The 14048-nt window shown below is 34.6% G+C and carries 14 protein-coding genes; 9 read left to right on the top strand and 5 right to left on the bottom strand.

Annotated features, from left to right (window positions below; all coding sequences use genetic code 11):
• Complete coding sequence (locus tag CDIMF43_RS10565) at positions 1–711, top strand: ABC transporter ATP-binding protein (protein WP_074403287.1); 711 nt, start codon at positions 1–3, stop codon at positions 709–711.
• Entirely contained in the window at positions 708–1946 is a 1239-nt protein-coding gene (locus CDIMF43_RS10560; protein WP_109841943.1) for an ABC transporter permease, read from the top strand. The genes CDIMF43_RS10565 and CDIMF43_RS10560 overlap by 4 nt, the downstream gene beginning before the upstream one ends.
• Positions 1947–1986: 40 nt before the next feature.
• Here CDIMF43_RS10560 and CDIMF43_RS10555 read toward each other — a convergent pair whose 3' ends face one another.
• Positions 1987–2136 (bottom strand): DUF4044 domain-containing protein, encoded by a 150-nt coding sequence (locus tag CDIMF43_RS10555; RefSeq protein WP_074403285.1) that lies wholly within the window; start codon positions 2134–2136, stop codon positions 1987–1989.
• A 75-nt stretch (positions 2137–2211) separates the two neighbouring features.
• A complete protein-coding gene (locus tag CDIMF43_RS10550; RefSeq protein ID WP_034568881.1) occupies positions 2212–3168 on the bottom strand; it encodes a magnesium transporter CorA family protein in 957 nt (318 codons plus the stop codon).
• A gap of 156 nt (positions 3169–3324) precedes the next feature.
• Between CDIMF43_RS10550 and CDIMF43_RS10545 the strand changes: the two genes are divergently transcribed.
• Together CDIMF43_RS10545 and gndA are read left to right on the top strand one after the other, a co-directional pair.
• Positions 3325–4446, top strand: coding sequence for a M20/M25/M40 family metallo-hydrolase (locus tag CDIMF43_RS10545; RefSeq protein ID WP_074403283.1), 1122 nt, complete (start codon positions 3325–3327; stop codon positions 4444–4446).
• Between the two features lie 96 nt (positions 4447–4542).
• A complete protein-coding gene (gene gndA / locus CDIMF43_RS10540; protein WP_109841942.1) occupies positions 4543–5970 on the top strand; it encodes an NADP-dependent phosphogluconate dehydrogenase in 1428 nt (475 codons plus the stop codon).
• Between the two features lie 72 nt (positions 5971–6042).
• Here the strand turns inward: gndA and CDIMF43_RS10535 are convergent, their stop codons facing one another.
• Positions 6043–6600 carry a DUF4352 domain-containing protein gene (locus CDIMF43_RS10535; RefSeq protein ID WP_109841941.1) on the bottom strand — a complete coding sequence of 186 codons (558 nt, stop codon included), beginning with the start codon at positions 6598–6600 and terminating at the stop codon, positions 6043–6045.
• A 391-nt stretch (positions 6601–6991) separates the two neighbouring features.
• Here CDIMF43_RS10535 and CDIMF43_RS10530 point away from each other — a divergent pair, with 391 nt between their 5' ends.
• Both CDIMF43_RS10530 and CDIMF43_RS10525 read left to right on the top strand, forming a co-directional pair.
• On the top strand, positions 6992–7678 hold the full coding sequence (locus CDIMF43_RS10530) for a response regulator transcription factor (RefSeq protein WP_034568891.1): 687 nt from the start codon (positions 6992–6994) through the stop codon (positions 7676–7678).
• A 41-nt stretch (positions 7679–7719) separates the two neighbouring features.
• The gene (locus CDIMF43_RS10525) at positions 7720–9198 is read left to right on the top strand and encodes a HAMP domain-containing sensor histidine kinase (protein WP_233218315.1); all 1479 of its coding nucleotides are present in this window, start codon (positions 7720–7722) and stop codon (positions 9196–9198) included.
• A 54-nt stretch (positions 9199–9252) separates the two neighbouring features.
• Here the strand turns inward: CDIMF43_RS10525 and yidC are convergent, their stop codons facing one another.
• Both yidC and CDIMF43_RS10515 read right to left on the bottom strand, forming a co-directional pair.
• Positions 9253–10170: a membrane protein insertase YidC gene (gene yidC / locus CDIMF43_RS10520; RefSeq protein WP_109841940.1), complete on the bottom strand. Its 918-nt coding sequence runs from the start codon at positions 10168–10170 to the stop codon at positions 9253–9255.
• Positions 10171–10236: 66 nt separating this feature from the next.
• Positions 10237–10512, bottom strand: coding sequence for an acylphosphatase (locus tag CDIMF43_RS10515; RefSeq protein ID WP_074403275.1), 276 nt, complete (start codon positions 10510–10512; stop codon positions 10237–10239).
• A gap of 148 nt (positions 10513–10660) precedes the next feature.
• Here CDIMF43_RS10515 and CDIMF43_RS10510 point away from each other — a divergent pair, with 148 nt between their 5' ends.
• The 3 genes from CDIMF43_RS10510 to CDIMF43_RS10500 all read left to right on the top strand — a co-directional run bounded on the left by CDIMF43_RS10510 (position 10661) and on the right by CDIMF43_RS10500 (position 14020).
• On the top strand, positions 10661–10966 hold the full coding sequence (locus tag CDIMF43_RS10510) for a DUF1033 family protein (protein WP_233218350.1): 306 nt from the start codon (positions 10661–10663) through the stop codon (positions 10964–10966).
• A 12-nt stretch (positions 10967–10978) separates the two neighbouring features.
• Positions 10979–13054 carry a DNA topoisomerase 3 gene (locus CDIMF43_RS10505; RefSeq protein ID WP_109841939.1) on the top strand — a complete coding sequence of 692 codons (2076 nt, stop codon included), beginning with the start codon at positions 10979–10981 and terminating at the stop codon, positions 13052–13054.
• Between the two features lie 159 nt (positions 13055–13213).
• Positions 13214–14020 (top strand): DUF975 family protein, encoded by an 807-nt coding sequence (locus CDIMF43_RS10500; RefSeq protein WP_074403269.1) that lies wholly within the window; start codon positions 13214–13216, stop codon positions 14018–14020.
• Positions 14021–14048: the final 28 nt, after the last annotated feature.

Raw genomic sequence — 14048 nt, 5'->3', positions numbered from 1 at the left:
ATGGATATTGAAAAAAATGAAAAAACCCCTTTGATTGTGCTAAAGGAAATCAATAAGTATTTTCCAATGGGAAAAGAAAAACTTCATGTCCTAAAATCATTAAACCTAACGATTTATGAGGGTGAATTCATTATGATTATGGGGAAATCAGGGAGTGGTAAAACGACCTTGATGAATATTATTGGGTTTTTAGATCGCATTTCAGATGGAACGTATTTATTTAAAGGAACGGATGTGTCTTCTTTATCCGAAAATAAGAAGTCGGATTATCGCAATCAGTTCTTTGGGTTTGTTTTTCAACAGTTCTTTTTGATTGATTCTTTAAATGTCATTCAAAATGTTGAATTGCCAATGGTTTATCAAGGGGTCAAAAAAAGTAGCGAAAAACACGAACGAGCAAAAAAATATTTAGACTTAGTCGGTTTGGGAACAAAATTAAAGTCTCGTGCTACGGAGTTGTCAGGTGGACAACAGCAACGTGTAGCGATTGCAAGATCTTTAGTGAACAATCCGTTGTTGATTATGGCAGATGAGCCTACAGGAGCCTTAGATAGTGAGACAGGAAAAGAAATTATGACCACACTAAGCGAATTAAATAAAGAAGGCAAAACAATTGTCATGGTAACGCATGATGAAGATATGACAAAATACGCAACTCGAGTTATTCGAATGAAAGATGGCGTCTTTGTAGAAAATGGGGTGACTTTATGATTATCAATATTTTAATCAGCACCTTTTTAAGTTTAAGAGCACACAAGCTTCGCGTATTTTTAACAATGGTTGGAATTATTATTGGGATCACATCGGTGGTCTGTATCTCAACTTTAGGTGCCGGGATGAAAAAACAGGTAATGTCAGCTAATGATACCAATGCGAATATTATGAAAATTCAATACAGTATGGAAGACGAAGAATCAGATGGAATGAACTATATTAGTTATAAGGACAGTGATTTTTCTTTTACAAGAGTTGATTTGAAAAAAATAAAAGACATTAAAGGCATTGATGCAATCTATCCAGATTATGGAGGAGCCGCAGGTGGCGACAATATTGATGTCAATATGGACTATTTTGGGGCAAAAGCAGGCTTGATGGCAACGCCTAACACTGGGGAAGTTCCCTTAGCTTTTGGTCGTCAAATCGAATCCAGAGATGCCAATCGTGATGTGATTATTTTAGATTATAGTGTCTTTGATAATCAAATTAAAATGGATAAACCAGAAGAAATGGTGAATCAAGCTGTTTCAATCAATGGTTATATGTACAAGGTAATTGGAATTAAAGAAAAGTTCGATTACAATAACCTTTCTCAAAGCGAAAGCATGGAGTTAGATTGGAATACCGTTGGAAGCAGCATTGTTTCAAGAGCTTCTTATAATGAGTTGGCAAAATCAAAACAAATCCAAGGAATTAATTTGAAATTAAAACCTGATGCGGATCGCCAACAAGTTTTAGATGAAGCCGTTAATAGAATGACCGAAGCCCATCCAGAGGTAAAAGGAATTTTCAAAGAAAACGACAGTGCACAGCAACAACAAAAAATGATGGAAGATGCTGTTGGTGGAATGACAGGATTTTTAATGGCAATTACAGCAATTTCACTTCTTGTTGGTGGGATTGGCGTGATGAATATTATGTATGTTTCGGTAACTGAAAGAAAACGTGAAATTGGGATTAGACGAGCAATTGGAGCTAAACCAAGAACGATTTTACTACAATTCTTACTTGAAGCCGCTTTTATCACTTTAATCGGAGGATTGATAGGAATCGCATTAGGTTATGGTCTATCTAAATTACTAGGATCATTTGTCCAAATAATTCCTGTAATGACGCCTCAAATCTTTATTATTTCAACAGTTGTGTCGATTTTTACTGGGATTCTATTTGGAATTATTCCTGCAATTAATGCAGCAAAAATGGACCCAATCAAAGCAATTTATCGCTAAACAAAAAAAGAGAGCACTCTTATGGAGAGTGTTCTCTTTTTTAGTTAAAGAATAAAGTATAGACAACGGATAGTACACCTGAACCTATCATTGCGAATAACATAATCCAAACAACGATTTTTGTTATTTTTTCCATTTTAGTAGGTTGTTTTTTCTTATAGCTTGTTTTATAGATATCTTTATTTTTCAAGAATAGTTCCTCACTTTCTTTTTAAATAGTCTCTATCATTTTACACTTAATGAGACAGCTTTTTCAAGTGATGATTTAAAAATAGTTTTTCTTTTTTAAAATCCAAGCTGTAATAATGCTAATAATCAACATCAATAACAAAACAATCCAAAAAGCATTTGGAGCTTGGGATAATGGCAAGTCAACGTTCATTCCGTAAATTCCGCCAATAATAGTAGGAATAGTTAAAACAATTGTAATAGAGGTCAAAATCTTCATAATGTTGTTTAAATTATTTGAAACAACAGCTGAAAACACATTACTAACTTGATCTAAAATTTCTCGGTATTGATGAATCATCGTTTCAGCTTGTTCATTTTCAACAATTACATCATGCAAGAAACTACGAGCGACAGCATTCTTACTAAAACGATCGGTTTCTTTCATAATATCTAGAATCGGACGGTTGCTAGATATGGCGGTTAAGAAGTAAGTTAAGCTTTTTTGCAAAGCCATCAAAGCAAAAAGCTGTTCGTTTTTAGTTGACTTCGTAAGTTGTAGCTCTAATTTTTTTGTTTCATCATCAATATCATTTAAAAAATGAATATAAGAAGCTGAAATGTGCCATAGAAGGCGTAAGACAAATTGCTCTTGATGAGTTGTGTCAATTTTGTACCCTTCTTGGTTTTGAATCATTTTTGTAATGAATAAGGGTGTATGTTTTGAAGCAGTAATCAAGGTGTTTTTAGTTAAAATGATTGAAATAGGAAGTGTCACATACTCGATGTAACCCAATTCACCAATCATTAAGTGAGGGTATTGCATAACAATAAGAGAAGCAGCATCTTCATCTTCTTCTTTTAGCATTTCTTGTCTTGAATTTTCATTCTCATCTAAGACACTGGTAATATAATCTCTTGGAAAATTGAATGTTTTAACTAACTTAGTAATTTCTTCATCAGTAGGGTCGTTTACATTAATCCAACCACCACTTATTTCTTGATTGTCAGTAATTAATTCACCAACACCATTTGTACGAAAACCTTGAATCATAAGTGAAATCTCCTTATCCATTTTTCATAAACTCATGGTTTCATTATACACTAGAACAATCCAAATAACTTCAATAAACTATAAAGTAGGAAGAGTTGCACAAATGAGTCGTTTCACTTAAAATAAAGAATACAATCAAGAAAGAAGTGGTAGTCAATGTTAATCAACGAGGAAAGACTTATTCAACGGTTTGTTGATTTGGTGAAAATCGATTCAGAAACCAAACAAGAAGAAGCGATTCAACCTTATTTAAAATCAGAATTTGAAAAACTAGGATTAGAAGTAACTGAAGATCAAACCAAGGGAGAAACAGGGTTTGGTGCGAACAATCTGATTGCGGTATTAGCTGGAGATGACAGTCTGGAGACGATTTTCTTTTCTTGTCACATGGACACGGTCATGCCAGGAAAAAATATTCAACCTATTATCAAAGATGGTGTGATTCAAACCGATGGAACGACTATCTTGGGTGCAGATGATAAAGCTGGGATTGCGATTTTATTTGAACTCATTCAAACACTAAAGGAATCAGAAATGGTTCATTGTCCAATTGAATTTGTGATTACAGTTGGGGAAGAGAGCGGATTAGTTGGTGCTAAAGCGTTTGACGTTAAGCAACTTTCTGCGAATTACGGATTCGTTCTAGATACAGGTGGTCCAGTTGGAAGCATTACAGTTGGAAGTCCGACTCAATATCGTATCGAAGCCTTGATTAAAGGTGTGACGGCTCATGCGGGAGTAGCTCCTGAAAAAGGAATTTCAGCAGTTCAGATTGCAGCAAATGCCATTCATCATATGAAACTAGGCAGAATTGACGAAGAAACAACAGCAAACATTGGTTTAATCAGTGGTGGGACAGCTACTAATATTGTAATGGATCGCTTAGAAGTGATTGCAGAAGCGCGGTCATTGTCAAAAGAAGCGTGTGAAAATCAAGTGAACCACATGAAATCAACGTTTGAAACGATTGCATCTGACATGGGCGGTTCGGCAGCGGTTTTAACTAAAAAGAATTACGACGGTTACCGATTTACTAAAGAAAGTCCAGTTGTTCAAGTTGCGGCTAAAGCAATTATGAATTTAGGCATTCATCCTAATTATCAAACAAGCGGTGGCGGAAGTGATGCAAATATTTTTAATGGAAAAGGCAAACCAACCACCAACTTATCCATTGGATATGAGAAAATTCATACGGTTCATGAATACATTCCAACTAAGGAATTAAAAAAAGCTGCAGAATTAGCGTATCAAATCGTAACGGTTGTAAGTAGTAAATAAAAGAATAAAAGAAATCAATTCTTTTATTTTCAGCAAATATTTGGTACGATAATGAAGAGTTTTAAAATGCAAGCATTTGAAGGGAGCGTTTCATAAATGTCGAAACAAGAAATTGGCGTTATCGGAATGGCAGTAATGGGTAAAAACTTAGCTTTAAATATTGAAAGCAGAGGATATAGCGTTTCTATTTTTAACCGTACAGGTTCTAAAACTGAAGAAGTTGTTGCAGAGCATCCAGATAAAAAATTGGTGCCAACTTATACAATAGAAGATTTTGTGGCTTCTCTTGAAAAACCACGTCGTATTTTGATTATGGTTAAAGCAGGAGCACCAACCGATATGACGATTCAAGCGTTGTTGCCTCATTTAGATAAAGGCGATATTTTAATTGATGGAGGAAATACCTTCTTTAAAGATACAATTCGTCGTAATGAAGAGTTGGATCAATCAGGTATTAACTTTATTGGTACAGGTGTTTCAGGTGGGGAAGAAGGAGCTTTGAAAGGTCCTGCAATCATGCCTGGTGGACAAAAAGAGGCCTACGATTTAGTTGCACCTATTTTTGAAAAAATTGCAGCTGTGGCTACAGAAGATGGCGAACCATGTGTCACTTATATTGGCCCAAATGGCGCTGGTCACTATGTTAAGATGGTTCATAATGGAATTGAATATGGCGATATGCAATTGATAGCAGAGTCTTATGCACTCTTAAAAGACGTTGCGGGTTTAACTGTAGAAGAAGCAGCAGAAGTCTTCACAGAATGGAATAATGGAGAATTAGATAGTTATCTAATGGAAATTACTTCTGATATCTTAACAAGAAAAGATCCAGAAACAGGAAAACCAATTGTTGACGTGATTTTAGATCGTGCTGGAAATAAAGGAACAGGTAAATGGACGTCACAAAGTGCGTTGGATTTAGGTGTGCCACTTCCGCTAATTACAGAATCCGTATTCGCACGTTACATTTCAGCAATGAAAGAAGAACGCGTGAATGCAAGCAAAGTTCTACCAAAACCAGCTGCATTTAAATTAACAGAAGAGAAAGCAGAATTTATCGAAAAAATTCGTCAAGCGTTATACTTTAGTAAAATCATGAGCTACGCACAAGGATTTGCTCAAATGCGTATTGCAAGTGAAGAATACAACTGGGATTTACAATATGGTGAAATTGCTAAGATTTTCCGTGCAGGATGTATTATCCGTGCTCGTTTCTTACAAAAAATTACAGATGCTTATGACCGTGAGCCAGCATTGAAAAACTTGTTATTAGATGAGTATTTCATTGAGATTACGAAAAACTATCAAGATGCTGTTCGTGATGTTGTGGGAATTGCCGTTAAAGCAGGTGTTCCAATTCCAACCTTCTCATCAGCTATTGCTTATTACGATTCTTATCGTTCAGAAAACTTACCAGCGAACTTAATCCAAGCACAACGCGATTATTTTGGTGCTCATACGTATGAAAGAACGGATAAAGAAGGCGTTTATCATTATGATTGGTATGGGGAAGAAAATAAATAAATTTTTAAATTAAAAATAAAAGGCGTGGAAAACAATAGGGAACTTTCTTCCCAAGATGTTTTCCACGCTTTTTTAGTTTGAAGTTGGTCTATCTAAGTTGCTAATCCATTCTTTATTATCTGTGACTAAAAGCACTTTTTTACTAAGAGCCGTTTCCTCACTAACTCTAAAAGAAAGTTTTCGGGTAATAGAAATACCAGGATTAAGTGTGTCGTGAACTAAATAGTCAGTAGAAAACTCTAATTCTGGCTTGTAACGAACGTCATCCTTGATAAGTGAAAAATCGGAATAGTTCATAGTGATTGCTTGGTTACGATTATTTTTTACTTGAATTTCAAGTTCAAGGGTTACGGAAGAATCTTTTTTATGAGTTGCAGGTAAAATTTCTTTATCTAAAATTTCTATTGTGACTTCGTTTTTTATAGAAGAAGAAATTGTCTTTTCATTGATAAAACTATTCTGACTGATAAAAATAATGGGAGATCTAAAAATTATTTTTTCGTTTTTTACCTTAATTTTGTATAAACAGAAAAATCCGATTGTCAATAGTAAGATAATTAGTACAAGACTAATAACCTTTCTTATGGGATGCTTTTTTTTTGATTTTGGGTACAACATTTTTCTAGCCATCGTTTCCTCCTTTAAAAGGTTGTCTGTTACTTGAAAAGCGCTTGTTTAAACAACTATAACAGTAGTTCAATTATATCACTTTGTTGGTTATGTCACAATATAATAAATAGTTTTGGCATAGCTTTACAATAATTTTCTATAGCATAAAAATAAGGATTCTTATTATTTTCTCAATGTTTTTTTATTTTTTGAAAAAAAATGATGAATTTAGTCTGAAAAAAAGTAAATATGAATGAATTAGGTGTATAACGTTTATTTTTTATTTATTTATGGTAAAATGAAGTGAAAATTCAATTAGAAATAGATTGTAGTAAGAGGTCAAACATGTTATTGTACTAAAGTCGCAGTGCAAGAATAAATCCACTGAGTATAAAGGAAAAGGTGAATAGGTATGCATAAAATATTAATTATTGAAGATGAGAAGAATTTAGCACGCTTTGTTGAACTAGAATTAAAGCATGAGGGGTATGAAACTGAAGTTCAAAATAATGGTAGAGCAGGACTTGAAGCAGCTCTTTCAGATGATTGGGATGCTATTTTACTTGATTTGATGTTACCTGAATTAAACGGAATTGAAGTTTGTCGTCGTATTCGTCAAGTGAAGAATACACCGATTATTATGATGACTGCAAGAGATTCTGTGATTGATCGTGTTTCTGGTTTAGATCATGGAGCGGATGATTACATTGTGAAACCTTTTGCGATTGAAGAACTATTAGCACGCTTACGTGCCTTACTCCGTCGAATTGATATTGAGGGCGAACAAAATATTACCAAACAAACAACGGTCACTTATCGTGATATTACGGTTGAAAAAGAGAACCGTGTTGTTAGACGCGGGGATGAAGTGATTGAATTAACGAAACGTGAATATGAATTGTTATTAGCGTTGATGGAAAACGTGAACGTTGTTTTAGCAAGAGATGTTCTTTTAAATAAAGTATGGGGCTATGAAACTGAAGTTGAAACGAATGTGGTGGATGTGTATATCCGTTACTTACGTAATAAAATTGATGTTCCTAACGAAGAAAGCTACATTCAAACAGTTCGTGGAACGGGTTATGTGATGCGCTCGTGAGCAATAAAATTATTGACAGTGAAAAAGAGGAGAAACCCAAATTGAAAAAGCGGGTTTCTCTTAAATGGAAGTGGACGATTGGCGCAAGTATGGCCATCTTTTTTACGTACACTCTTTTTTCTGTCGCTATTTTTATGGGATTTACACAGATGATGATTTCACAAGAGCATGCAAATGTAAAAGATACATTATTTGCAGTGTCGAATAAGTTGAAATTAGAGCCGACTTCTTTAACTAATGAAAAAGTAACCCAAACGTTACAACCGAATTTTCCGACTACAAATGATTCGACAGAAGTAGATTCACGCTTTTTGATTGATGACAGTTCTTACGATTCGATTGATACACTGTACGCTAAAATAAATGAAGCAGGTGTTGTAGTTAGAGTTTTTGATCCAAATTCAAGATTGTTATATGAATCAAGAGCCAGTCATGCAAAGTTTAATAAAACGGCGTACACGGTAATCGAGCCGATTAAAATTGATGGAAAAGACGGATTTTCAGGAACGATGCCGATTATGTCAAGTCAAAACCAGAATATTATTGGCTATGTGCAAGTAACCAATGAACTCTTGCGTTATCATGAAATGAGCAATAAAATTGTTTTGGTAATGCTGACAATGGGAAGTTTAGCCTTGATTGTGAGTGGTGTATTGGGTTATTTATTAGCTATTAATTTCTTAAAACCAATTAAGCTAATGACGCGAACAATGAACGATGTCAGACAGGATACACAGTCTCGTTCAAGAATGGTTGTCCCTGATTCAAATGACGAGTTATCCGATTTGACAAGACTGTTCAATGACATGCTAGATAAAATGCAAAAATACATTGAGCAACAAAAACAATTTGTTGAGGATGTTTCTCATGAATTACGGACGCCAGTAGCTATTATGGAAGGTCATTTAAAACTACTAAATCGTTGGGGAAAAGAAGATCCTGTTATTTTAGACGAGTCTTTGTCTGCATCCTTACAAGAAATCGAACGGATGAAGAGCTTAGTACAAGAAATGCTAGATCTTTCTAGAGCAGAACAAGTGGAAATCCATTATAAACATGAAAAAACAAATGTAAAAAATATGATTCACCAAACCTTTAATAATTTTAGTATGATTCATCCTGATTTTGTTTTTAATTTAGATGATGACGTGGATGAAGATGTAAATGTTCAAATTTACCGAAACCATTTTGAACAGATTTTGATTATTTTATTGGACAACGCTGTAAAATATTCAACAGATCGCAAAGAGATTCACATTTCAGTAGCTCAAGATGATTACGCTATTCAAATTGCCATTCAAGATTTTGGTGAAGGAATTGGTCAAGGGGATTTGCAAAAAATATTTAATCGTTTCTATCGAATCGATAAGGCAAGAAGTCGAGACAAAGGTGGAAATGGGTTAGGTTTAGCTATCGCCAAGGAGTTGCTAGATGGGTATCAAGGAACAATTTCTGTTGAAAGTGTTTTAAATCATGGTACGATTTTTAGAATTAGTTTGCCGATATTAAAGGAAAATTAAAAGAAAGGAGCTAGTGACTCAGGTCACTAGCTCCTTTCTTTTTTATTTATTGAATTAGCGATTCTGTTTACCTGAGTTACGTCCTTTTTTAGGATTAGGTGTATTCTTTTTTGAAGCAGCACTGATTTCTTCAGCTTTAATTGGTTTAGCTTTTTGAACAACAGCAGGTTGAATCGGACGATTTTTCATTTCCTCTGCGATTGCAGCTTTAATTTTAGGTTTGTGATACAAATTTGTAATTAAAGTTTGGAAACAAGCGAAGACCCCACCGACTAACCAATAAAGACCAAGACCAGCTGGTGATTGGAGTGTGAAAATTAAGATCATTACTGGACTCATAAACATCATCATACGCATTTGTTTTTTCTGAGCTTCAGGCATGCCAATCATTGAAAGGTATGCTTGCACGACGTAAACTAAACCAGCAGCAATTGCTAGATAGACATTTTTATCGCCAAGGTTAAGTCCTAAGAAATTACTTTCTGCAATTTGAGGAGAGAGGCGAATTGCTTGATACATCGCAGTGAAAATAGGCATTTGGATGAGAATGGGCAAACAGCCGATTCCACCAGTCATACTCATATTATTGGCTTTGTAAAGTGCCATCAATTCTTGTTGAGCAGCAGCTTTTTCTTCTTGTGTGACAGCTTCTTTTTGTTTCTTTTGGATAACATCCATTTCAGGCTTAATGACAGCCATCTTTTCTTGCTGAATCATTGATTTTTTCGCTTGATTTAAATTTAAAGGCAAAATAATGATACGAACGATTAATGTAATAAAAATAATCGCCATTCCATAACTGCCATTAAACAAGTCCGCTAACCAAATGATAGAATTTCCTGTTGGCACAACAAGATAGTCATAAATAAGACCTGTTCCATTCCCATTTTTATCAGTTTTCATACAACCAGATAAGAAAAGGACAAGACTTAATACGCTACTTGTTAAAAGTAATTTTTTTAATTTATTCATGTTTCACAATCCTTTGATTAATTTAATAGGTAACATTTCTAACTATACTTGAATCGCGGTCAGATTTCAATTAGTTACTGAAAATTTGTTGCGAATTTTGATAGATGCATCTTCTTCAAGTTGGAGATCGTCGACTCGTCCACTAGGGGTGGGAGACTGTTTTATTTTAGCAATAAATAAATCGATTTTATCTGAGTCACCATTTGCTTCAATATAAACGGATCCATCTGTTTCATTTTGTACAATTCCAAATACGCCAATTTGATCGGCAACCATCTTTGTCATATAACGAAATCCAACACCTTGCACGCGACCTTTTACCTTCATACGAATGGTTTTCATCAAATCCTCTCCTTTCTAATACGTAACAATATAAGTATTTTAACGATGAATTTGTGATTAGTCAATCAAACTACAAAAAAGCCAATTAGAGCAAGTCATGATATACTTGAATTAAGATAAAAAACAGGAGGGGATCTATTTGTATCAAGTGATTGCATTATATGGTGAATACGAACCCTGGTGGTTTTTTGATGATTGGAAAGACGATATTGTTTCGCAAAACGATTATGCGACTTTTCAAGAAGCCAGCCAAGCGTATCAACAAATTTATTCAGAGTTAGAAATGCAGTATCCTTATAAAGAAACAAAAAAGTCTTATTTAACTGCATTTTGGAATGAAACAGAAATACGATATTGCGAAGATTGCGAAGATGACATACAATTATTCCATAGCATCATGCTTTTAAAAGATGATCGACCTTTTGAAGTGTTTCAACCGACAGCTTCAAAATAGAAAGGAAATGAAATGAAAACATTAATTATTGCAGAAAAACCTAGTGTCGGAAAAGAAATTGCTCGTGTTCTTGGCGCTACTCAAAAAAATAAGAACTATATAGAAGGAAAAGACGTTATTGTAACTTGGGCATTAGGTCATTTATTAGGTTTAAAAATGCCAGAAGATTACAAAAAAGAATGGGCCAATTGGGATTTAGAAAGTTTGCCGTTAATTCCTCCAAAAATGGCGATTAAACCATTAAAAAATACAGGGCATCAATTAAAAGCGATTAAACAATTAGCGAACCGCAAAGACATTGACAGTGCTGTAATTGCAACAGATGCCGGAAGAGAAGGGGAGTTGGTTGCGCGTTGGATTTTAGAGTATGTTCACTTTAATAAACCTGTTAAGCGTCTATGGATTTCTTCTCAAACGGACAAAGCCATTAAAGAAGGATTTAAAAATCTAAAACCAAGTAAGCAATACGATGCATTATACGATTCAGCAATAGCACGTTCCCAAGCGGATTGGTTGGTTGGCTTAAATGTAACAAGAGCCTTAACAGTAAGATATCAAGACAGTTTGTCAGCTGGACGTGTTCAAACACCTACTTTAGCAATGGTACGCAAACAAGAAGAAAAAATAGAAACGTTTATGCCAGAAACATTTTATACCGTCAGCTTAATGGTGGATGGTCAAAAAGCAACTTTGATTGAAGGCGCTAAAACCAAATTTAAGGATCGTAAAGAAGCCGAAGAATTGGCGGCTAAATTAAAAAGTAAACCAGTTAAAGTAAATGAAATCAAAGAAAAAATTCAAACAGAGTATGCACCTATTCCTTATGATTTAACTGAATTACAACGAGATGCTAATAAACGTTACCAATTTTCAGCTAAGAAAACGTTAGGTTTGATGCAGACTTTGTATGAACGTCATAAAGTATTGTCTTACCCAAGAACCGATTCAAAGCATTTAACAACCGATATGGCCGCAACTATGAAAGATCGTTTACATGCGGTTCAAGGTTTTTCACCGGATGTGGTAAAGAAAGCTTTGAGAAATGGCGGACAAGTCACTCAAAAAGGGGTTTTCAATAATAGCAAGGTAACCGATCACCATGGGATTATTCCGACGGAAGAACGACCAAGAGTTGAAAAAATGGAAAGTGATGAGCTGAAAATTTACCGAATGGTTGTAGAGCGCTTCTTAGGATTGTTTTTACCAGCCTATCAAGCTAAAAAAACGACGTATCAATTTTTAGTTGAAGGCATTCAATTCCAATGTCAACAAGAAGAAGTGATTGAATCCGGTTGGAAACAAGTGGAAGCACCTAAAGTAAATGCTTCTTATAAAAAAGGCGAAGCGTTAAAAAATCCACAATTTGCAATCAATAAACATTTGACAGAGGCACCAAGTCGTTTGACAGAAGCAACCCTCTTGCAAAAAATGGAGAAAACGGGTTTAGGCACCCCCGCAACAAGAGCTGAAATTATTGAAAAATTAATCAGCAGTGAGTTGATGGAACGTGCACAAAATAAATTAAGTGTGTCGCCTAAAGGAAGACAATTATTGACTCTGGTTAATCCAACACTTGTCACACCGGATTTAACTGCGAAATGGGAAAAAGCACTCGAAGAGATTGCTGCGAGCAAATTAAAAAAAGAAGTCTTTATTAAACAAATCGAAGCTGAAACAACACGCCTAGTAAAAGAGATCAAGACAAGCAATCAAGTATACACCGATCACTCATTAACGAATAAAACATGTCCAGATTGCGGTGAAAAGTTAAAAGAAAAAAATGCTCGTGATGGCAAAATTTTAGTTTGTAGCAATACGGAGTGTTCTTACCGCCGTAGAAAAGATCCAAAAATATCGATGCATCGCTGTTCGCAGTGCCATAAAAAAATGGAAATTCATGAAGGCAAAAATGGGGCTTATTTCAAATGTAAGTTCTGTAATATCTCTGAAAAAATAGGAGATAAGAAAAATAAAAAAATGTCAAAACACGAAGAAAAGAAAATGCTTAAAAAGTATAGTCAAAGTGAAGAGGAAGTGGAGAGTCCTTTAGCGTTGGCATTAAAAGCTGCCATGAAGGAGAATAAGTAAACCTAAAAAAGTCTGCCGTTTTTGCAGGCTTTTTTATTTAATCAATTTATAGAAGAAAAATAAATAAAAAATTCAAGTTATTTTGTAGACAAGAATATAAGAATAGTTTATCCTTTATATAGGAGTTGACTTTTAAGCAACTTAAAAAAGGAGGATTTTATGAATATTAAAGAAGTTAAAATTGAAGCTAAAAATAGCTTGCAAGGCAACTGGGGAACGGCTATTGGTGGGTTTATTGTGTTAGGATTAATTGGCTTTGCGATGTCAATGGTAACCAATATGATTTCTGGTGTTGGATCAATTGCAGGTGGTTTGGCAGGCGCAAGTAGCGGAGATATTAGTGAAGCAGATCTTATCGCGATGACATCGGTAATGATTGGCACAATGTCTGTATCAGTTGTTTTAGGAATTATTACTCAAATTATTAGCTCAGTGTTAGACGTTGGGTATAAATGGTCATTTTTAGACTTAGTAGATGGAAAAAATTATTCAATCGGATCAATTTTTCAAGTATTTAATAAAAACTTTTTCAAAGTGTTAGGTTTAATTATTATGATGGGTATTTTCACTGCATTATGGTCATTATTATTAGTGGTTCCTGGTATTATTAAGTCATATAGTTATAGCCAAGCATTGAATATCATGAAAGATAATCCAGAGATTGGCATTTTAGATGCAATTACAGCGAGTCGTAAATTGATGGACGGCAAAAAAGCAAATTTCTTCTTTTTACAGTTATCATTCATACTATGGTATATCGTACCAATTATTATTTGGTTCATTGTCTTTTTCATAGGTATCAGTGGAATGGATAATGGAACATCTCCATTAGTTGTTACATCAATAATTTTGGCATTTGTTTTAGCGCTATATTTTATTGCCATTAGTTTTTACATCACTCCTTACCTAAAAACTTCAGAACAAGTTTATTACCGTCGTTTGACAGTTCAACAGTTAGGGGAATAATCGTATAATTAAAACTCTTAGTAGGAAA

It is taken from the genome of Carnobacterium divergens (genome assembly GCF_900258435.1).
Lineage (GTDB): Bacteria > Bacillota > Bacilli > Lactobacillales > Carnobacteriaceae > Carnobacterium > Carnobacterium divergens_A.
Note: the sequence above shows the minus strand (reverse complement) of the source record. Positions and strands in the feature narration are given on the sequence as shown.